We start from the raw sequence: 19,027 nt of genomic DNA on the forward strand, positions 1-19,027 counted from the left end.
GATTATTCCATCCTGAACTGGGGATCGCGCTTTTCCAGGAAGGCATCGATCCCCTCCTGACCGTCGGCCGTCGAATAGAGGCGGAACAGCACTTCCTGCTCGAGGCTCTTGGCCGTCTCGATGCCGGCATCCTGCCCTTCGCGTAGCAGCCGCTTCATCTCGGCCGCCGCCAGCGGGGCGACCTTGAGACAGGCGCGCGCCCGCCGCAGGATCGCCTCGTCCATGCCCGCAGCCGGCACCACGTCGGCGGCGATGCCGAGCTCCAAGGCGCGCTGCGCCGAAAGCCGCCAGCCTGCGAGGAGAAGGTCGGAGGCCGCATATTTGCCGACCGCCCGGAGCAGCCGCTGCGTGCCCCCGCCGCCCGGGCAGAGGCCGAGCCGGCCTTCCGGCAGGCCGAGCTGCGCCGTCTCGGAGAGGATGAGGATGTCGCAGCAGAGTGCGATCTCGAACCCGCCGCCGAGCGCAAAGCCGTCGACCGCGCAGATGACCGGCTTGCCGATGCGTTCGAGCCGGTCGAAGACGCGGCGGGAGTTGAACTGGTAGGCGGTGAATTCCGCCCGCTTGTTGCCTTGGTATTCGGCAATGTCGGCGCCCGCGACAAAGGCCTTGCCGCCCGCCCCGCGCAGCACGATGACGCGCACGCCGGGATCGGCGGCGGCGGCATCCAGTGCGGTCTCGAATTCCCGCATCAGCGGCGTCGAGAGCGCGTTCAGCTTTTCCGGCCGGTTGAAGAGAAGCTGGCGGATGCCGGGAGAAAGATCCGTCGGTTCGATCAGCGCCATGGCCTAACCTTTCACGGCACCGGCGGTGATGCCGGCGACGAAGTAGCGTTGCAGGAAGAAGAAGACGGCCATGACGGGCAGCGAGACCATGACCGAGGAGGCCATGAGCTCGCCGTAGCGGATACCGTACTGGCCGATGAAGTCGTTGAGGCCGACCGGCAGGGTGCGCATCTCCTTCGTCGAGGTGAAGGAAAGCGCGAAGAGGAATTCCTGCCAGGTCACGATCAGCACATAGACCGAGGTCGCGATGAGGCCCGGCCGGGAGAGCGGCACGACGATGTCCCAGAACACCCGCATCGGCGTCGCGCCGTCCACAGCCGCCGATTCCTCGAGCGCCGCCGGAAGCTTCAGCAGGAACCCCCGCAGCATCCAGATCGCCACCGGCAGCGTCACCGACACATAGGCAAGGATCAGCGACCAGTAGGTGTTGAGCAGATTGGCGCCGCGCATCATCTTGTAGATCGGGATGATGATCGCCGAGTGGGGAAACATCTGGGCCAGGACCACCAGCCCGATCAGCGCCGAGATGGCGGCAAGCTGCCCGCGGGTGAAGCTGTAGGCGGCGAAAAGGCCGAGACTGACCGTGATGGCGACCGTCGAAAGCGACACGACGAGCGAGTTGAGGAAGTAGGTCCGGAATTCGGGCCGGAACGCCGTGATGTAGTTGCCGATCGTCGGGTCGTCGGGCCAGAGCCGCGCCGGGATCGCGAAGGGTTCCGTCGGCGGCTTGAGACTGACGGAGATCATCCAGAAGAACGGCAGGAGGACGATGGTCGCCAGCAGGAGCTGGAGCAGCATCAGTCCGAGGCGCGTCGCGCGGGTCTGGTTCATGCTGCGGCCCTCCGCCGGCTGGCCCCGCCCTGGACGATGGCGTAGAGCGCCACGAGCACGGACAGCACGAGGATCGAGAACACGCCGTAGGTCGCCGCCTCGCCGAAGCGGAACTGGCCGAAGCCCGTTTCGAAGATCTTGGTCGGGAAGATGTGGGTCGCCGATTGCGGACCGCCCTTGGTCAGCACCCAGATGATGTCGAAATAGTTGAAGGTGAGGATCAGCGTCAGCACGATGTTGACCACGATGACGTCCCGGATCGCCGGCAGCGTGACGTCGAGCAGGCGGCGGACCGGTCCCGCCCCGTCGAGCATCGCCGCCTCGATCTGGCTCCTGTCGACGTTCTGAAGCGCCGCCAGATAGATCAGCATGGAGAAGGGAAACCCCTTCCAGACGGCCGCGACGATCACGGAGGCCATGGCCATGCGGCTGTCGGCGAGCCAGGCGACACTGTTCTCGATAAGCCCCGCCGAAAGAAGCAGCGAGTTCACGAGGCCGAGCTGCGGATCGTACATGAAGCGCCACAGGATCGCGGCAACGACGCCCGGCAGGATGAAGGGCAGGAGCACGATGGCGCGCAAGGCGCCCTGCATCGGCAGGTTCTGGTTCAGCAGCAGCGCGGCGAGGAAGCCGAAGACGTTCTGGAGCAGCACCACGCCGAGCGTCCAGACGATCGAGTTGACGAGCACTTCCGCAAAGGTGCCGTCCGCGAGCACGCGCCGGTAGAGCGCGAGGCCCGCGAACTTCGGATCCGGGTTCAGAAAGCTCGTCTCGTGAAAGCTCTCATAGACCGTACCGACCATCGGATAGTACAGCATGACCGCCATCAAAAGCAGGGCGGGTGCAAGAAGCAGCCAGTAAAGCCGGCGGTCTTGGCGCATCGGAAAGCCTTGTCCTGTGCCGCACCCCGTTTCCGGGATGCGGCGGAAGATGGATTAGTCGAGGGCGTTGATGGCGTCGCAGGCCTTCGCCGCCGCATCGGCCGGCTTGCCGCCCGCATAGATGTCCTGGAACATGGCGACCTGCGCATCGGCAAGCTCGAGATAGCGCGGCGAAAGCGGCCGGGCCTTGGCATTGTCGAGATGCGTCATGATCGTCTGTGGCTCCTGGCGGTTCTTCGCCAGGAAGGCTTCGGCAGCCTTCTTGTTGGCCGGGATGAGGTCGACGACGTCGCCGTTGACATCCTCGCGCACCATGAACTGGATGAATTTCCAGGCCGCGTCCTTGTGCGCGGAGGTTTCGAAGACGGCGAGGTTCCAGCCGCCGAAGGTGCCGACCGGGGTCCTGCCCTCGGGCGCCGTGCCGTTCACGAAGCCCCAGCTGAGGCTGCTCTTCTGCAGGGTCGGCTGCTCCAGCGCGGGCCAGAACTCGATGGCCAGCGAGCCGTTCAGGAACAATTCGCGCATGTCGCCCGACGAAGCGTTCAGGATGCCGCCGGGCGCGAACTTCGAAAGCTCCTGGAGATAGGCGAGCGCCTCGACGGCGGGCGCCTCGGTCAGGGCGCAGCTTCCGTCGTCGTTGAGGATCCGGCCGCCATTCGAGAAGATGAAGGAATCGCCGACGACGACCGTGTCCTCGCCCTTGTGGCCGAACAGGCCGACACCGAACTTGCCATCGGCCGTAAGCTTCTCGGCCGCCGCCTTCAGGCCCTCGAAGGTGCCGAGGCTGACCGGATCGACCTTGGCCGCATCGAGCAGCGCCTTGTTGTAGTAGCTGAACTGCCAGACATCGACATTGAACGGAATGCCGTAGAGCTTGCCGTCCAGCACGGCCGAATCCCAGGCCCCGCCGAAGAAGCCGTCACGGGAAAGACCGGCCGCGGCGGCCTCTTCCGTCAGATCGGAGACCGCACCCGCCTTGGCGAAGGCGCCGACCCAGATCTGGTCGAGCGTTGCGATATCGGGCGCATTGCCGCCCTGCACCGCCGTCAGCAGCCGCTGCTGATACTCCGGATAGGGAACGGTCGTGACCTCGATCCTGATATCGGGGTTTTCCGTCATGAACCGCTCGACCGCCGCCTTCTGCACATCGGAGAGGCCGCTTTCGGTCTGCTGGTTGTCCCAGAATTGAAGCGTCACCTGCTGGGCAAGCACCGGGCTTGCCGAAAGCAGGGCCGTTCCAAGAAATACGGTCGTCATCAGTGATCGCGTCATGGTTTCCTCCCTCGCGATTGGATTGTCTCAGGACTGAATTCTGTAGTTCCCGTCCGCCTCTGCCGTCGGCTCGGGATGGATTTCGCCCGCGATCAGCACGTCGATGCCGACCGAACGGAAGCGCTGGCGATCCTCGGGCAAGGCGCCGTCGTCGGTGAGCACGGAGCGGATCTGCGAGATGCCCGCGATGCGATGGTTGGCGTCCGAGCCGAGCGCGACGCTGTCGGCGAGCACGATGCCAACCTCCGCCGCATTGATGAACCGCAGCGCCGCCAGCGCCCGGCGCTCGTCGAGCGAGGAAAGGCCGAAGCCGGGCGTCACGCCGTCGACCGCAATGAAGGCAAGATGCGGGCGCACCCGCTCGAAGATCGCCCCGAGGCTGGGGCCGACGAGGCAGCGGTCCGCCTTCTGGTATTCCCCGGCGGTCAGGATCACCTTGATCGCCGAAACGTCCTCCAGCGCATGCAGCACGTCAAACGCGTTCGTCACGACCGTGACGCCCTGGAGCTGTTCCGGCTTGCGCACCGCCAGGCTGCGCAATTCCTCTGCAAGGAACGTGTTCGCCTGCCCCTCGTTCAGGGCGACGACCATTCCCGGGCGAACGAGCTGGGCCGCGCTTTGCGCGATTTCACGGCGCAGCCGGGCGATCTCCGCGGAAATGCCGTGATGCGGCGGCGATACGACGAGCGTGGCGCCATAGAGCGCGCAGCGCACCTGCATGGCCGCCGCCATGCTGCGGTACCAGTCGTGCGCCGGATAATGCGGCAGGAAGCCGATCCGGCGCGTGCGGAGAAGCTTCGCCTGGAAGCTGAGGCGAATGTCGCCCAGCCGTTCCAGAACGTCCTCCCTCAGGCGCCAGCCCTGGGCGCCCGTCTCGAAATAGTCGGGCAGGGTTTGCGGCGTGACGATGGCATGCGGCGTGACGGTATCCGGCGGGTTCTGTCCGAGAATGCCGAGAACGGCCATGTCGATGGCAAGGCGACCGACGACCTCCGGGAACAGGGCGCCGACGGCCCGAAGCGGACCGCGCTCGAGAAGCCGCGCCATGAACGCGGCGCTTTCGCCCCCCATCGAATAGACGGCGACCTTCCTGTCCAGGCGCTCCGCCGCCTCGATCCCCGCTATGGCGGCATGATCGTTCACCGCGAAGACCAGGTTGATCGTCTCGTCCGCCGCGAAGGCATCGTGGGCGACGCGCAGGCCGATCCGGTAGCTGCCCTGCCCGTTGACCCGATGAACGGCCGCCGGCTTGACGCCCGCCTCGGCCAGGCCCGCCTCGAAACCCGCCACGCGCTCGCGCGTGTTGGGCAGTTCGGCGACGCCGATCACGAGCATCGAGAGCGGCCTGTCGCCGACCTCGCGGGCCGCCAGCCGGCCGAGCTCCACCCCTGCTGCGAAATTGTCCGGGCCGAGATAGGCCCCGCCCGGCTGGGACGCGCTTTCCGCGATGAAGGGGATGCCACGGCGCACGATTTCCCGCCTGAGCACCTCGCTTCCCCGGCCGGTGATCGGCGGCAGGATGACGGCATTGAGCGAATCGAGATCGGAGGCGAGCGGGTTCGTCTCCGCGCCCGGCAGCGCCCCCTTGGCGCGCACGAGCACATCGTCCGGCATCACCGCCCCGCCGTGGCGTCGCCGGAGCGCACCGAGCTCGTCCAGATGGACAAGGTCGCGCCGGATCGTCACGGCGGCGACGCCGGGCATGAAGCGTTGCAACTCCTCCATGCTCACCACGCCCTGTTGGCGCAGCAGGGAAAGAATCCGCGCATGTCGCTGCTCTTTGATCATTTGATCTCCTCTCCGATTACAATCACGAAGGCATCGCTGGATATCAACGACAAGATGGGTGGGGCCGGCTACGGATGGAGATCATTCAGTAGATAGTGATCAAAAACGATCACGCAGGTTTTCCCGTGCGACGGCTCCCCAGGCGGGTGCGCAGCAGGGCGCGGTTGCCGAGGTCCGCCAACGCGTCGTGCCTCGCCATAGGGCGAGCCGCTCTTCATTCCCCTTACGTGCCTGGATATTCTCGGCGGCACCGCAGGCGCGCATGGAAATCCACATAAAGCCGGCGACGACTTCGGGAGCCGCGTTGGGCAGGAGGATGATGGACGAGAACGTCTTGTGAAAGTTGATCGGCCGCCGGAGCGCGATCGCCGAGATGAGGAGGGCGATTTGCTTCTTGCCCGTCATTCCGGGCGGACAAGGAGCCCGTTCAGGACAGTGTTCGTGATCGTTTTCGCTGCCAGGTCGTAATCGGCGGTTCGAAGCTGCCGGACGTCCAGCGCGTCGCAAGCGAGCGCCTCGAACTCGACGTAGAACTGGGTAGCCGACCACAGCAGGATGAAGAGGTGCCGTGCATCCACCCTGACGATCTTTCCCGCCTCCGCCCAGCCATCGAGTACACCGGCCTTTTCAGCGGTGACCCTGCGCATATGCTCGCGCGCTTCAAGCGAAAGGTGCTCCGCACCCTGCAGGATTTCGTTGGCGAACAAGCGCGTTTCGGCCGCGTTCCCGCGGGCATGCTCCAGCTTGGCCCGAACATAAGCCTCGATTGCCTCCGCGGGCTCGCGGTCTGCGGATATATGACGGAACGCTTCGTCCCAACTATGGATCAGGCGGTCGATCGTGGCGTTGTAGATCTCCTCCTTCGACGAGAAATAGTAGTAGACATTGCCCTTCGGCAGCCCCGATGCCTTTGCGATCTCGACGATCCGGGCGCCATCCAGTCCCTTCCTCGAAAAGACCTCGACGGCTGCGGTCAGGATCTTGAGCACGTTCCGCGCCCTGATCCGCTCATCCGAAACAGCGTGCGAAGGAACCCCTCGACCAGAGGTCACATTGTTGGTTTTCGGTTCCTCTGCCATCGTCTATCCCGTTAATTTATTTAGATTTTATGCGCGACCGCCGCTCATTCCAACGGTCAATTCTTCCTGGTGGAGCTTGCCGGGCGGGCGTTCTGGCTCTCCCGGATTCGAAGCACCAATAAAAAGGAAGTTGACAAGATGGTCAACTTTCTTCATGAAAAGCTGACAAAACGGTCAGGTTCTGGAGGAGCCGCCGCAATTCGACTGCCTTGAGGAGGGTGCGCATGGCCATGTCGCTACGGGCCGCCATGACCGAATTCATGGCCGACTGGTCGACCGACCTGGACGAGACCTGGCGCGCGCTCATCGGGCATGCGGGCCCTGATTTCTATGCGGTGGCGCCCGAGCTCGAGCTTGAGGTCTGGGAACCGATCTTTCCCGTCCGCCGCGGAAAGCACTTTCCGGGAATGCCCGCCGGCGCCCATTGCCTACGGGCCTTCGACGGGATCGCCCCTGAGGACGTTCGCTGCGTCATCCTCGGCCAGGACCCCTACCCCGAACCCGGCTTTGCGACCGGCCGGGCCTTCGAGGCAGGAAACCTCGCCGAATGGCGCGAGATGGACAAGATGTTCTCGAAGAGCATCCGTGCCTGGACCCAGCTGATCGTGGCGGCCCGGACCGGGGACCTCTCCTACGCCCGCAGTTTCACCGATTGGCCAGGGACGCTTGCCGCCATCGAGAACGGCACCGTCGCGCTGGAAGCCCCGTCCCGCATAGCGGATCGCTGGGTCGGCGAAGGCGTTCTGCTGCTCAACGCCTCGCTCACGCTCACCCGCTTCAAGGTCGAGATCGATGCGCACCAGTCCAGGGGCCATTTGCGGCTCTGGCGCCCGATCATCCTGGAGACCCTGCGCAGGCTCGTGGCGCAGGGAAAACCGCTCGTGTTCATGGGTTTCGGTGACGCGGCGGCGGAGGCGTTCGCCGAGGCCGGCATCGACGAACGGATCGGCGGCCCCTTCCGCTGCATCCTGCGCGACCACCCTGCCCGCGCCGACGCCGTCCTTTCAAGGCCCAACCCTTTCATTCTCTGCAACGACTACCTGGAGGAGATGGGCGCTCGTCCCATCGCGTGGTGACCATGGCGGCAACGAAGACATACGATTTCATCATCATCGGCGCCGGCTCGGCCGGCTGCGTGCTGGCCAACCGCCTGTCCGCCGATCCCGCCAACAAGGTGCTTTTGCTGGAAGCCGGCGGCAAGGACCTTAATCCGCTGTTCCGCCTGCCCATGCTGATGGGCAAGCTGTTCCATTCGGGCATCTACAACTGGCATTATCATACGGAGCCGGAGCCGCACCTGAACGGGCGCTCGCTCTACTGGCCGCGCGGCAAGGTGCTCGGCGGCACGTCCACCATCAACGGCATGATCTATGTGCGCGGCAACCGTCACGACTATGACCGATGGGCGCAGATGGGTGCTGCCGGCTGGTCCTATGACGAGGTCCTGCCGGCCTTCCTGCGGTCCGAGGCCCACGTCCAGCGCAACGGTGCCTTCCACAACACCGAGGGCGAACTTACCGTCTGCCGGGCGCGCGGGTGGAACGGGCTTCTCGATGTCTTCAACCAGGCAGGCGGAGAGGCCGGATATCCGCTCAATGACGACTTCAACGGCGAGGAGCAGGAAGGTTTCGGCCGCTACGACTTCACCATCACCAAGGGCAAGCGCTGCTCCACGGCCTATGCCTTCCTGCGGCCCGCAAGAGACCGCCCGAACCTGACGATCCTGACCCGTGCCCATACGAGGCGCGTGCTCATCGAGAACGGCCGCGCGGTCGGCGTCGAGTTCAGTCGAAGGGGCAACACGTCGAAAGTCTATGCGGACCGCGACGTGATCCTCTCGGCCGGCGTGGTCAACTCGCCGCAGATTCTCATGCTTTCGGGAATCGGCGCGGCCGACGAGCTTGCGGAACACGATATCCGTGTCGTCCGGGACCTTCCGGGCGTCGGCAAGAACCTTCAGGACCATGTCGACTGCGTCATGGCCTATGAGTGCCGCGAACCGGTCACGCTCTATTCGGACCTCAGGGCCGACAAGCTCACCTGGTCCGTTGTCCAGGGCATGCTGTTCGGGGAAGGCATCGCCACGACCTTCCCCTACGAGGCCGGGGCCTTCGTCAAGTCGCGCACCGACATTGCGGCGCCGGACATCCAGCTTCACTTCATGCCGGCGCTGGAGAAAACGGCGAACCTGCATTTCCCGAACCCGTTCAGGAAGGAACGGGTGGAAGCCAATCACGGCTTCTCGCTGCGTGTCGGCCCGGTCAATCCCGAAAGCCGGGGCGAGATCACGCTGCGCTCGGCCGACCCGATGGATCGCCCGCGCATCACCGCGAACTACCTGCAGACCGAGTTCGACATCCGCACGATGATCAACGCCATCCGCATCACGCGCGAGATCATCAGCCAGAAGGCTTTCGACAAGTATCGCGGCCAGGAACTCGCGCCGGGGCCGGCCGTCGAAAGCGATGCCGAAATGGTCACGTGGCTGCGCGCCAATGCCATGACGACGTTCCACCCCGTCGGCACCTGCAAGATGGGCAGCGATCCGATGGCCGTGGTCGATTCCCGCCTGAACGTTCACGGCATCAAGGGGCTGCGCGTCGCCGACGCCTCGATCATGCCGATCATTTCCAGCGGCAACACCAATGCCCCGGCGATCATGATCGGGGAAAGAGCCGCCGATTTCATTCTCAAGGAGACATCCAGATGATCGTCGAGCATCGCACCTACACATTCCGGCCGGGAACCGTCGACGGCTGGCTGAAGAAATACGAGGCCGAGGGCCTGCCGATCCAGAAACGGCACCTGAACACGTTTCTCGGGCTTTATGTCAGCGAGATCGGCGCCCTGCACACGACGGTGCTGATGTGGGGCTACGACAACCTCGCGGACCGCGAGGCGCGGCGGACCGCCATGTATGCCGATCCCGAATGGCAGGCGTTCATTTCCGGGGTCTGGTCCCTCGATGCCATCCAGCGCCAGGACGTGATGATCATGAACCCGGCGCCATTCTCGCCGGGCGCCTGAAGCGGGAAGCGGGCACCCCCGCATCCCGAAAGAAATCGGCCGGCGCGCTGCGCCTGCCCAACGACAAGAAGACGCAGACATCGAACCTCCAGAGCAAGGGAATGGGAAAATGACGAACAGAACCTCGAATGAAATCAACGTGCTGCGCCATGCGATCGGCCGCCGCTCCTTCCTCAGGACGTCGGCGGGATTGGCCGCCTTCACCATGGCGGGCGGTCTTTTGACGGCCGCGGCGCATGCGTCGGGCGGCCTCGTGGCGCTGGTGCACACGCAGGCGGCAGGCGATGCCGGCCCGGTGGACTCGATGATCGCCAAGCTCAAGCAGCTCTCCGGGGAACAGGGCTTCGAATATCGCGCGGTCTACGCTCAGGACCCGGCGACCTACGAGACCATCTTCCGCACGCTGGGCGATGCCGGCGCGGCGGTTATCGTATCGACTTTCAACGAGGTCGCGGAACCCTTCAAGGCGCTTGCGCCGTCGTACCCCGACACAAAGTGGATCCAGCTTTTCGCCGACCCCTTCGAGCCGGCGATCCCGAACGTCGTGACGGTCGCCTACGACTACTATCTCGGTTGCTACCTTTCCGGCATCTTCGCTGCGCGCGTCAGCAAGTCGGGCAAGCTGGGCTTCATCGGCGGCGTCTCCATTCCGCCGATCAATGCCGACTACAACGCGTTCAAGGCAGGCGCGGAATCGGTGCGTCCGGACGTGTCGGTAACGGTCGCCTTCGCCGGCTCCTTCCAGGACCCGGCCAAGGGACAGGAGATCGCGACCCAGATGTATTCGAGCGGCATCGACTACATCCAGACCGACGCGGCCGCGACCGACTTCGGCATCATCGCCGCGGCGAACGAGGTGGAAGGCCGGCTGGTCAGCGTGCTCGATCCGGCACAGTTCCCGCAGGGACCCAGGTCCGTCATTTCGATCGTCGGTCTGGACTTCGGCACCTCGCTCTACAACGAAGTCACGAAAGCGCTCGGCAGCGGTTTTGCCGGTGGCACCCATGAGCACACCGGCCTCGGAACGGGTGTCATCGACTTCATTCGCTCTCCCCTCTTCGCCGAGCAGGGGCCGGCGGACATCATCGCCAGGGCAAAGGAATTCGAGCCCGAAATAGCCGCGGCGCGGGCAGCGATCCTGGACGGGACGCTCAAGGTGCCGTTCAATACGAACCTCTGACCTTCCATCGGATCATGCTGCGATGAAAGAAGACAGATCCCCCATATTTGAATGCCGCGATGTGACGGTGCGCTACGGCCCCGTCGTCGCGCTCTGCGGTGTCGGAGCCGTCTTCGAACGTGGCATGATCCACGCCGTGGTCGGGCAGAACGGCGCGGGCAAGACGACCTTTGCCCGCGTCCTGGCCGGTCTCGTGCGCCCGGCATCCGGCGAACTTGCGATCGACGGGCGGTCCCTTCCGGGCGGCAATGTCAACGATGCCCGCATGGCGGGCGTCGAGCTCGTCCACCAGAGTTTCGCCCTGCCGCCCTCCTTCACCGTTGCCGAGGCGATGCAGTTCGGCGCCGCGGGCGGAGGGATGTTCAGCAAGAGCCGCCTGGAAAAACGGTGGCAACCCCATCTCGACGCGCTCGATGTCAAGGTTCAGGCCCGGCAGCGCATCCGCGACCTGCCGGTGGAAACGCAGCAGGGCGTGGAAATCGCCCGCGCGCTCGTCTCGGATGCCAAGCTGCTCATCCTCGACGAGCCGACGGCGGTACTCTCGCCGGAAGGCGCGGAAAAGCTCTTCGAGCGCGTCCGCCGATTGAAGGAGCGCGGCGTCACGGTCATCCTGATCCTGCACAAGATCCGGGAAGTCCTGGCCATTGCCGACACGGTGACGGTCCTGCGCGGCGGGCGGCTTGTCGATGGACCGCTGGCCTGTGCCGGCATAGACGCGGATCGCCTGGCGGAACTCATCATCGGCCCGGCTGGCGCGCGCGCCCTGAATTCCGAGGACAAGGCCGCGCTGACCGGCGCCGCGGCGGTGACACATGCCGGGCAGCACGACGCCCCCACCGGCGCCGCGCCCATCCTCAGGATGCGCGCCGTTTCCACGCGGCCCGATCCCGAAGGCCCGGCGCTCGACAAGGTCGACCTCGACATTCGCCCGGGAGAAATCATCGGGGTGGCGGGCGTCGAAGGCAATGGGCAACGGACGCTCGTGCGGGCGATCTCGGCGCTGGCGGACCTCGTCGAGGGCGAGATCGCCATCGGCGACGGCGACGTGACCCGCGCCCCGCTTGCGGCCCGGCGCGCGGCCGGGCTGCGCGTCATCCCCTTCGAGCGCAATATCGAAGGGCTGAGCCTGACAAGCTCGCTCTGGGAGAACTGGTCGGCCCGCAGCCTTCTCCAGATGCCGCTCCTTTCCGCCATCAGCCCCGCCGCCATACGCAGGGAGTGCGATACGGCGCTCAAGCAATGGGACGTGCGCTATTCCGAGGTCGGCCAGCGGGCCGGTTCGCTCTCCGGCGGAAACGCGCAGAAGGTCATCCTGTCGCGCGAAATGGACGAAAGCGCCCGCCTCATCCTTGCCGCACAGCCGACGCGCGGCCTCGACATCGGGGCGACGTCCTTCGTATGGGAATCGATGCGCAGCGCGCGCTCGCGCGGCTGCGGCCTGCTGTTCATCTCCTCCGATCTCGACGAGATCTTCGACATCTCCGATCGGGTGATCGTCATGCTGTCCGGACGCATCGTCGCGCAGTTCCGTCCCCCCTATGATATCACCGCCGTCGGCGCGGCCATGACAGGAGTGCTGAGATGATCGATCGTCTTGTCTCGGTTTTCCGTGCCCTGATCTTCATCCTGATCGGCCTTGCGCTTTGCGGCATGATCTTCCAGGCGGCCGGCTACTCGGCGCCGTTGATGTTCCACGCGATCGCCGATGGCGCCTTCCTGCGGACCGGCGCCCTGCAGCAGGCGCTTCGCTGGGGCCTGCCGCTGTTCATCACGGCGGTCGGCGTGGCCGTTTCCTTCCGGGCGGGCTATTTCAATATCGGCGCCCAGGGCCAGTTCTACATGGGCGCCATCGCTGCCGCCTTCATGGCGGAATGGCTGAACGGCGCACCGGTTCCCGTCGTGATACCGGCCTGCTTTCTTGCCGGCATGACGGGCGGCGCGCTTTGGGCGCTTTGGCCTGGCCTGCTCCGGCTGAAGTCGGGCGCCGACGAGGTGATCACCACGCTGATGGGCAACTTCATCGCCGGCCTGGTGCTTCTCTACGTGACGGCCGGGCCGCTCAAGGACCCGTCGGGCACGGGGCAGCAGGCCTCCAGCCGGCCGCTCGACGGCGCCTACCGCATCAGCGACTCGCTCGGCCTGTCCCCGACGATCATCGGCATTGCCGTGGTGGTCGGCGTGGTCCTGTGGCTTCTCGTCAACCGCACGGCTTTCGGGGTCTTGTCGGGCCTTGCCGGCCGAAACCCGACGATGGTCGAATGGCAGGGGGCAAGGACCTGGCGCATCGGGCTTGCGAGCTTCCTCCTCAGCGGCGCCCTTGCCGGTCTTGCCGGCACCATCGAGTTCATGGGACCCAACGGGCGGCTGACCGGCGGTTTCCTGCCGGGTCACGGCTTCACGGCCATCCTCATCGCGCTCGTCGCCAATTTCTCCGTCGTCGGGACGGCTTTCGTCTCGCTGTTCTTCGGCGGCCTCGCCTCGGCCGCCCTCTACCTGCCGATCATGGCCGGCCTGCCGTCCTCGGCGATCGACATCATCAATGCGGCCATCGCGCTCTTCATCACCGCAAAGTCCAGTCTCGTCGACCGGATCGCGAAACTCGGGGGACGGATATGGAAGACTTCGTAATCGCCATCCTGCGCTCCGGCACGCCGCTGATCTATGTGGCCCTTGCCGGCGTCATCGCCCAGCGCGCCGGCATCTGGCATCTCGGCCTGGAGGGGCTGATGATCACCGGCGCCTGCGCAACGGTTCTCGGCATCGTGCTCACGCAATCGATCTGGCTCGCCCTTCTCGGAGCGATCGTCGCCTGCGTCCTCGTCTCGATCCTGTTCTGGTTCGTGGTGGAGAAGCTCAAAGCCAACCAGATCATCGCCGGCCTCGGGCTTTCGGGCCTCGGGCTTGGCGGCACGGCGCTCGCCGTCCAGTCGATATTCGGGACACAGGCGGCGGTCAGCGCGCCCTTCGGCCTGCCGCGCATCGGCTCGGCATTCGGAGCCTTCGGCTCGCTCTCCATCCTGGTCTTCATCATGCCGGCGATCGTGTTCGCGATGTGGGTGCTGTTGCGGCGAACCCGTTTCGGCCTGCGCCTTGCGGCGTCAGGCGAGCATCCCTTCGCCGCGCGCGGCGTTGGCGTCAACCCGTCGGCGATGCGCCTTGTCGCGCTGATGATCGGCGGCGTGCTCTGCGCGCTTGCCGGCGCCGAGCTCGCCACCGGAAGCCTCCAGATCTTCGCCCAGAACATGACGGCCGGCCGGGGGTTCATGGGCTTTGCCGCCGTCATCTTCGGCGCCGGCCATCCCATCGGGGCAACCCTTGCCGCGGTGTTCTTTGCCGTCGTCGGCGCGCTCGGCATCAGGGCGCAGCTTACCTTCGGCGATCGCATCCCGCACGATCTGCTGCTGGCCCTGCCCTACATCGCGACCGTCCTCGGCATCTGGCTGAGCACGCAGTTGCGCGGCGGCACCAGGGCAAACAACGCCTTCGGCGAGCTGCGCGACCAATGATACCGACCCGCGACGCAGCGCGACAGGAGCAGGAGAAACCCATGCCCCAGACATTGATCAAGAACGCGACCCTTTTGACCATGGATGCCGCGAACGGAAGCAAGCCGTTCAACGGTGACATCCTGATCGAGGGAGGCCGCATCGCCGCTATCGGGACGAACCTCGCAGCGCGCCCGGATGCCGCAATTATCGATGGCCGGGACCGGCTGGTGATGCCGGGCCTCGTCAACGCCCACACCCATTCGAGCGAGACCTTCTTTCGGGGGCGGTATGAAGGCATGCCTCTCGAAATCTGGCTTCTCTACGCCTATCCGCTGCTGATGGGACCGGTCATCGACGAACGGCTTCTCTACCTGCGCAGCCTCCTGCTGGCGATGGAATCGCTGCGCAACGGCGTCACGACGATGTGCGACGATTTCTTCGATCCGCCCGCGCACGACCTCTCCCGGCTCTCCGCCGTGTTCAGCGCCTATGCGGACGCGGGCATCCGTGCCAATGTCTCCAGCGCCGTCATGAACGTCCATACGCTGGACGCCCTGCCCTACGCCAGGCAGGTGATGCCGCTCCACCTTCAGGAGAAGCTCGATTTCGGTCCGCCCATGTCCGCCGCGGCCTATATCGACTACTGCCGCTCGGCCTTCGCGGCGCTGCACGGCCGGGCCGGACGGCTCAGTTTCATGATCGCACCGTCGGCGCCGCAACGCTGCACGCCGGACATGCTCCAGGCCTGCCATGCCCTGGCCGTCGAGATGGGCGTGCCGCTGCACACGCATATTCTCGAAACCAAGACGCAGGCCGTGACCGGCCAGGCTTTCTTCGGCAAGAGCCTGATCGCCTATATGCGCGATCTCGGCGCGCTGTCGCGCAACACCACCATCGCCCACGCCGTCTGGGTGAGCGAGGACGATATCGCGATGATGGGCGAGGCCGGATGCTCGGTCGCCCACAACGCCGTCTCCAACCAGAAGCTCGGGGCCGGCATCGCGCCGATCCGGCAGCTGCTCGACGCCGGCGTGATGGTCGGCCTCGGCACGGACGGCGTCTCGTCGAACGACACCGCCCGCATCTTCGACGTCATGCGGGTCGCCGGCCTGGTCCACAGCGTTTCCGGCCCCGACCACGACAGATGGATCCGCGCCGACGAAATCCTCGCCATGGCGACGATCGGCGGCGCCCGCAGCGCCATGCTGGAAGACGTCACCGGTTCGCTGGAGGTCGGAAAGGCCGCCGATCTTCTGATCCTCGACCTCACCACCCTCAGCTTCACCCCGCTCAACGACATTGCCAAGCATCTCGTCTATGCCGAGAACGGTTCGTCGATCGAGACGGTGATGGTCGCGGGAGAGGTCGTCGTCCGGAACGGCCGCCTTCAGACGATCGACGAGGCCGCGATACTGGCGGAAATCCGTGAGCGTGTCCCCGCGCATCTGGCCGCGCATGCGGAACTGGAGAAGCTGAACGCGGCCTTCCACTCCACAATGGCCGAGATCCACCGGCGTTCCACGTCAAAGGCCATCGGCATGAACCGCTATGCTGGCAATGACGGCTAGGGAGGCCGCTCGATATCCGGGCTGTCCTTGGAAGCATGACGCAACCGTCCGCCGACCTTAAACCGGCGTGACGATCTTACCGGGGTTCAATACCCATTTCCGGTCCAGACATGCCTTGATCGCACGCGCGAGATCCTGCTTCACTGGATCGGCGTAACGTTCATACGCACTACGCTTGTCGAGGCCGACCCCGTGCTCAGCCGAGAACGATCCGCCGATCTCTCCAAGGCCCGTATAGAGCACGTCCTCGATCGCCCTATAACGTTCGGGCGACGGACTGTCGGTGTTGACGGAAATGTGCAGGTTGCCGTCAGCGAGATGGCCGAAGACATAAGGCGCATAACCCTTGTCGATCCCCAGGAGACCGTCCGTGATGCGCGCGACATAGCCATCGATTGCAGCTGCGGGAACAGACACGTCAAAGGATGGCGGATGGCTGTGCATGCGCTCGATCTGTTCCGTCTCCTCACGCAGCCGCCAAATGATCCTTGCCTGCTCCATGGAAGCCGCCACCAGCCCGTCGAGAATGCCGGCCTCCTCCCAGATGCTCGAAAGCCCTTCCTCCAGCGCGCTGGTCGCCTCCTCGACGGTTGCTGCGCCAAGCTCCAGGGCAAGTAGGCACGGCGAACCGAGCGGCAACCGTCCCGAATCCAATCCGAGCATCCCTGCCATTGCGACGGCAAAGTCCCGCCACATGATTTCCGCGGCCCGCAGGTTGGCGCCGGGCATGGCAAGCAAATGGCTGACGACCCGTTGGGCGCTGGCCGCATCATTGGTCCCGATGAGCGCCGTGGCCGATGCGCCACCGAGCGGCTCGAGCCGAAGCACGGCGCGGGTAACGATGCCCAGCGTGCCCTCGGCACCGACGAACAGGTGCTTGAGGTCATAGCCTGCGCTGGTCTTTAGAACGCGCGTCAGGTCGCTGAACACGCGGCCGTCCGGCAATACCGCCTCGAGGCCGAGAAGACGATGGCGCATCGTGCCGTTTCGAAACGCCATTATGCCGCCGGCATTCGTGGAGATCATGCCCCCGATGGTGCAGCTGCCTCGCGATGCAAGGTCGATGCCGGGATCAAGGCCATGGACGGCTGCGGCCTCCTGAAGCACGGCCAGAGGCGTTCCGGCTTGAACGATCGCGACCCGGCCCAAACGATCGATCTCTTCGACCCGGTTCATCGCGCCGAGATCGCAGATGATCTGCCCGGAAACCGTCGCCGCGCCACCGGCGAGCCCCGTTCGGCCGCCCTGCGGAACCAAGGGGATCCCTCTTTCGAGACAGAAGCGCACCAGCGCCGACACGCTATCGACATCCGCCGGGCGGACCAATGCGGCCGCTCCAAAATTGCGACCGTCGAATCCCGGATCGCGGACGGCGAGCTCGTCCCGCCCCCAAATCGTCGCATCCGGCAGGGCGCTACGCAACTCGGAGAGAAGATCGCTCCGCACGCTCATCGTTGTCCTCATGTTACGGGTTGCAGGACGGCTTCACGCGGCTCCCCTCGCCCGGCGATAGACCACGCGGGCGGTCATCACCGTCACGGTGATCAGGATCAGGATGACCGAGATCGCCGCGATCGAGGGGTCGATATTGTCGCGCAGGCCCATCCACATCAGCCGCGGGAGGGTGATGGCGTTGACGCTGGTGATGAACAGCGTGACGCCGATCTCTTCCCAGGACAGCACGAAGGACAAGAGCCACGCCGTCGCTATGCCGAACTTGATGTTGGGTATGATGACCTGTGTCGCCCGCTCCCAGGTGGACGCGCCGAGACCGCGCGCGGCCAGATCGATGCGCCGGTCCACCTGGCTCAACGACACGAGGATCAGCACCACGGCGAACGGTACCGTCACGACGACATGCGCGAGTGCCACGCCGAGCCACGTGTCGTAGCCGACGATGCTCCCGATGCCCGACATGGACGTGAGCAGGAAGTAGAGGGTGATCGCCGAAACCACCGGCGGGACGATCATCGGCAACAAGACGAAACCGACCAGAACCGCCGTGTAGCGCGGCCGGAACATCCATATGCCGAGGCCGAAGACGAGCGCCAGGAGCGTCGCGAGCGTGCTGGAGACGATGCCGATGCGCAAGCTGAGCAGGATACTGTCCAGCCAGCGCGGGTCGTCGACAAGCGCGCGATAGTGCCTGATCGACAGCTCTCCCGTCGGCATCGAAAGCATGCGCGACGGAGTAAAGGACACCGGCACGACCGCAAGCAGCGGCATCAGCAGGAAGATCGCCACCAGAAAGGCGAGGAACAGGGCGATGGGACCGGGACGGTAGCCGCTCATGTCAACCTGCCATTTGGGAGGGCCGCAGGAAGCGGAACAGGGCTGTGGTCAACAGGCCGACAATCAGGACAAGCGTGATGCTGATCGCAGCGCCGAGACCCCAGTCGGGACTCTGGAAGATGCGAAGGTAGACCAGCTCCGCCACCATGACGCTGCGGCCGCCGCCGAGGATTGCCGGCGTTATGAAGAAGCCGAGCGCGAAGACGAAGACGATCAGCGCGGCCCCGATGATGCCCGACATCGTCATCGGCACGAATATCGACCAGAAGATGCGGGTGCGGCTTGCCCCCAGGCCGCGCGCGGCAAGCAGGACGCGCTCGTCCAGCGCGCGCATGGCCGAGGCGATGGGAAACACCGCGAAGGGAATGAGGAAATGCGTCATGCCGACGACGACGCCAAACTCGTTGCGAACGAGCGCGAGAGGTTCATCGAGGATGCCCGTCGCACGCAGCCAGGTATTGATGAGCCCCTGATTGGACAAAAGCGCCACCCAGCCGAAGGCACGGGTCAAGACCGAGATCCAGAACGGCACGAGGATGCAATATTCCGCCGCAAGCCGCTGGCCCGGCGTGCCGCGCACCCAGACATAGGCGATCGCATAGGCGGCAGCGACTGCCGTCACCGTCACCAGCGCACAGATGCGCGCTGTACGCACGAACACCGATTGCACCAGCGGGTCGGTGAGCAGCGCATGATACTGCCCGAGCCCCGGCTCGGGCAGCGTAACGCTCCATTTCATCACACCAAGAAACGGGATGCCGTAGGCCAGCGCGAGGAGCAGGAGCAGCGGCGCCAGGAGGAGCGCCGCGCCGAGATTGTGGGAGCGCGCGAACATAAGG

Annotated in this window: 17 protein-coding genes and 1 pseudogene; 8 read left to right on the plus strand and 10 right to left on the minus strand. The window is 65.2% G+C overall.

What is annotated here, in order from left to right; translation table 11 throughout:
* Positions 1–2 precede the first annotated feature (2 nt).
* The 7 genes and pseudogenes from WMC41_RS13330 to WMC41_RS13360 all read right to left on the minus strand — a co-directional run bounded on the left by WMC41_RS13330 (position 3) and on the right by WMC41_RS13360 (position 6,633).
* A complete protein-coding gene (locus tag WMC41_RS13330) occupies positions 3–782 on the minus strand; it encodes an enoyl-CoA hydratase/isomerase family protein (protein WP_288081326.1) in 780 nt (259 codons plus the stop codon).
* Positions 783–785: 3 nt separating this feature from the next.
* The gene (locus WMC41_RS13335; RefSeq protein WP_288081327.1) at positions 786–1,613 is read right to left on the minus strand and encodes a carbohydrate ABC transporter permease; all 828 of its coding nucleotides are present in this window, start codon (positions 1,611–1,613) and stop codon (positions 786–788) included.
* Positions 1,610–2,494 (minus strand): carbohydrate ABC transporter permease, encoded by an 885-nt coding sequence (locus tag WMC41_RS13340; protein WP_244766915.1) that lies wholly within the window; start codon positions 2,492–2,494, stop codon positions 1,610–1,612. Before WMC41_RS13340 ends, WMC41_RS13335 begins: the two co-directional genes overlap by 4 nt.
* A 54-nt stretch (positions 2,495–2,548) precedes the next feature.
* Entirely contained in the window at positions 2,549–3,766 is a 1,218-nt protein-coding gene (locus WMC41_RS13345; RefSeq protein WP_432343851.1) for an ABC transporter substrate-binding protein, read from the minus strand.
* A gap of 27 nt (positions 3,767–3,793) precedes the next feature.
* Positions 3,794–5,554 carry a substrate-binding domain-containing protein gene (locus WMC41_RS13350; protein ID WP_288081328.1) on the minus strand — a complete coding sequence of 587 codons (1,761 nt, stop codon included), beginning with the start codon at positions 5,552–5,554 and terminating at the stop codon, positions 3,794–3,796.
* A 249-nt stretch (positions 5,555–5,803) separates the two neighbouring features.
* Positions 5,804–5,932: pseudogene (locus tag WMC41_RS13355) on the minus strand (sugar ABC transporter permease); the annotation flags it as partial.
* A gap of 23 nt (positions 5,933–5,955) precedes the next feature.
* Positions 5,956–6,633: a TetR family transcriptional regulator C-terminal domain-containing protein gene (locus tag WMC41_RS13360; protein WP_432343854.1), complete on the minus strand. Its 678-nt coding sequence runs from the start codon at positions 6,631–6,633 to the stop codon at positions 5,956–5,958.
* A gap of 224 nt (positions 6,634–6,857) precedes the next feature.
* Between WMC41_RS13360 and WMC41_RS13365 the strand changes: the two genes are divergently transcribed.
* The 8 genes from WMC41_RS13365 (at position 6,858) to WMC41_RS13400 (ending at position 15,896) form a co-directional block, all read left to right on the plus strand.
* Entirely contained in the window at positions 6,858–7,709 is an 852-nt protein-coding gene (locus WMC41_RS13365; protein ID WP_432343856.1) for a uracil-DNA glycosylase, read from the plus strand.
* A gap of 2 nt (positions 7,710–7,711) precedes the next feature.
* The gene (locus WMC41_RS13370; RefSeq protein WP_432343857.1) at positions 7,712–9,343 is read left to right on the plus strand and encodes a GMC family oxidoreductase; all 1,632 of its coding nucleotides are present in this window, start codon (positions 7,712–7,714) and stop codon (positions 9,341–9,343) included.
* Positions 9,340–9,660 carry an NIPSNAP family protein gene (locus WMC41_RS13375; RefSeq protein ID WP_288081334.1) on the plus strand — a complete coding sequence of 107 codons (321 nt, stop codon included), beginning with the start codon at positions 9,340–9,342 and terminating at the stop codon, positions 9,658–9,660. The genes WMC41_RS13370 and WMC41_RS13375 overlap by 4 nt, the downstream gene beginning before the upstream one ends.
* Before the next feature lie 154 nt (positions 9,661–9,814).
* Positions 9,815–10,840 carry a BMP family ABC transporter substrate-binding protein gene (locus WMC41_RS13380; RefSeq protein ID WP_432348339.1) on the plus strand — a complete coding sequence of 342 codons (1,026 nt, stop codon included), beginning with the start codon at positions 9,815–9,817 and terminating at the stop codon, positions 10,838–10,840.
* A gap of 22 nt (positions 10,841–10,862) precedes the next feature.
* Entirely contained in the window at positions 10,863–12,425 is a 1,563-nt protein-coding gene (locus WMC41_RS13385) for an ABC transporter ATP-binding protein (protein ID WP_432343859.1), read from the plus strand.
* Entirely contained in the window at positions 12,422–13,468 is a 1,047-nt protein-coding gene (locus WMC41_RS13390) for an ABC transporter permease (RefSeq protein WP_432343861.1), read from the plus strand. Before WMC41_RS13385 ends, WMC41_RS13390 begins: the two co-directional genes overlap by 4 nt.
* Positions 13,453–14,346: an ABC transporter permease gene (locus WMC41_RS13395; protein WP_432343863.1), complete on the plus strand. Its 894-nt coding sequence runs from the start codon at positions 13,453–13,455 to the stop codon at positions 14,344–14,346. Before WMC41_RS13390 ends, WMC41_RS13395 begins: the two co-directional genes overlap by 16 nt.
* 41 nt (positions 14,347–14,387) lie before the next feature.
* Positions 14,388–15,896 carry an amidohydrolase family protein gene (locus tag WMC41_RS13400; RefSeq protein WP_432343865.1) on the plus strand — a complete coding sequence of 503 codons (1,509 nt, stop codon included), beginning with the start codon at positions 14,388–14,390 and terminating at the stop codon, positions 15,894–15,896.
* Between the two features lie 57 nt (positions 15,897–15,953).
* On the opposite strand, the gene WMC41_RS13405 is transcribed toward WMC41_RS13400, so the two are convergent.
* Genes WMC41_RS13405 through WMC41_RS13415 form a run of 3 tightly spaced genes read right to left on the minus strand, consistent with a single transcriptional unit; the run spans position 15,954 to position 19,023 of the window.
* Complete coding sequence (locus WMC41_RS13405; protein WP_432343867.1) at positions 15,954–17,348, minus strand: FAD-binding oxidoreductase; 1,395 nt, start codon at positions 17,346–17,348, stop codon at positions 15,954–15,956.
* A 33-nt stretch (positions 17,349–17,381) separates the two neighbouring features.
* On the minus strand, positions 17,382–18,188 hold the full coding sequence (locus WMC41_RS13410) for an ABC transporter permease (protein WP_432343869.1): 807 nt from the start codon (positions 18,186–18,188) through the stop codon (positions 17,382–17,384).
* A gap of 1 nt (position 18,189) precedes the next feature.
* The gene (locus tag WMC41_RS13415) at positions 18,190–19,023 is read right to left on the minus strand and encodes an ABC transporter permease (protein ID WP_244766929.1); all 834 of its coding nucleotides are present in this window, start codon (positions 19,021–19,023) and stop codon (positions 18,190–18,192) included.
* Positions 19,024–19,027 lie beyond the last annotated feature (4 nt).

Source organism: Shinella yambaruensis (assembly GCF_050859155.1).
GTDB classification, from domain to species: Bacteria; Pseudomonadota; Alphaproteobacteria; order Rhizobiales; family Rhizobiaceae; genus Shinella; species Shinella yambaruensis.

What these genes read in the sequence shown, in the direction of transcription:
- WMC41_RS13330 (WP_288081326.1), bottom strand. Translation starts at nt 782, where the DNA reads ATGGCGCTGATCGAACCGACGGATCTTTCTCCCGGCATCCGCCAGCTT.
- WMC41_RS13335 (WP_288081327.1), bottom strand. Translation starts at nt 1,613, where the DNA reads ATGAACCAGACCCGCGCGACGCGCCTCGGACTGATGCTGCTCCAGCTC.
- WMC41_RS13340 (WP_244766915.1), bottom strand. Translation starts at nt 2,494, where the DNA reads ATGCGCCAAGACCGCCGGCTTTACTGGCTGCTTCTTGCACCCGCCCTG.
- WMC41_RS13345 (WP_432343851.1), bottom strand. Translation starts at nt 3,766, where the DNA reads ATGACGCGATCACTGATGACGACCGTATTTCTTGGAACGGCCCTGCTT.
- WMC41_RS13350 (WP_288081328.1), bottom strand. Translation starts at nt 5,554, where the DNA reads ATGATCAAAGAGCAGCGACATGCGCGGATTCTTTCCCTGCTGCGCCAA.
- WMC41_RS13360 (WP_432343854.1), bottom strand. Translation starts at nt 6,633, where the DNA reads ATGGCAGAGGAACCGAAAACCAACAATGTGACCTCTGGTCGAGGGGTT.
- WMC41_RS13365 (WP_432343856.1), top strand. Translation starts at nt 6,858, where the DNA reads ATGGCCATGTCGCTACGGGCCGCCATGACCGAATTCATGGCCGACTGG.
- WMC41_RS13370 (WP_432343857.1), top strand. Translation starts at nt 7,712, where the DNA reads ATGGCGGCAACGAAGACATACGATTTCATCATCATCGGCGCCGGCTCG.
- WMC41_RS13375 (WP_288081334.1), top strand. Translation starts at nt 9,340, where the DNA reads ATGATCGTCGAGCATCGCACCTACACATTCCGGCCGGGAACCGTCGAC.
- WMC41_RS13385 (WP_432343859.1), top strand. Translation starts at nt 10,863, where the DNA reads ATGAAAGAAGACAGATCCCCCATATTTGAATGCCGCGATGTGACGGTG.
- WMC41_RS13390 (WP_432343861.1), top strand. Translation starts at nt 12,422, where the DNA reads ATGATCGATCGTCTTGTCTCGGTTTTCCGTGCCCTGATCTTCATCCTG.
- WMC41_RS13395 (WP_432343863.1), top strand. Translation starts at nt 13,453, where the DNA reads ATGGAAGACTTCGTAATCGCCATCCTGCGCTCCGGCACGCCGCTGATC.
- WMC41_RS13400 (WP_432343865.1), top strand. Translation starts at nt 14,388, where the DNA reads ATGCCCCAGACATTGATCAAGAACGCGACCCTTTTGACCATGGATGCC.
- WMC41_RS13405 (WP_432343867.1), bottom strand. Translation starts at nt 17,348, where the DNA reads ATGAGCGTGCGGAGCGATCTTCTCTCCGAGTTGCGTAGCGCCCTGCCG.
- WMC41_RS13410 (WP_432343869.1), bottom strand. Translation starts at nt 18,188, where the DNA reads ATGAGCGGCTACCGTCCCGGTCCCATCGCCCTGTTCCTCGCCTTTCTG.
- WMC41_RS13415 (WP_244766929.1), bottom strand. Translation starts at nt 19,023, where the DNA reads ATGTTCGCGCGCTCCCACAATCTCGGCGCGGCGCTCCTCCTGGCGCCG.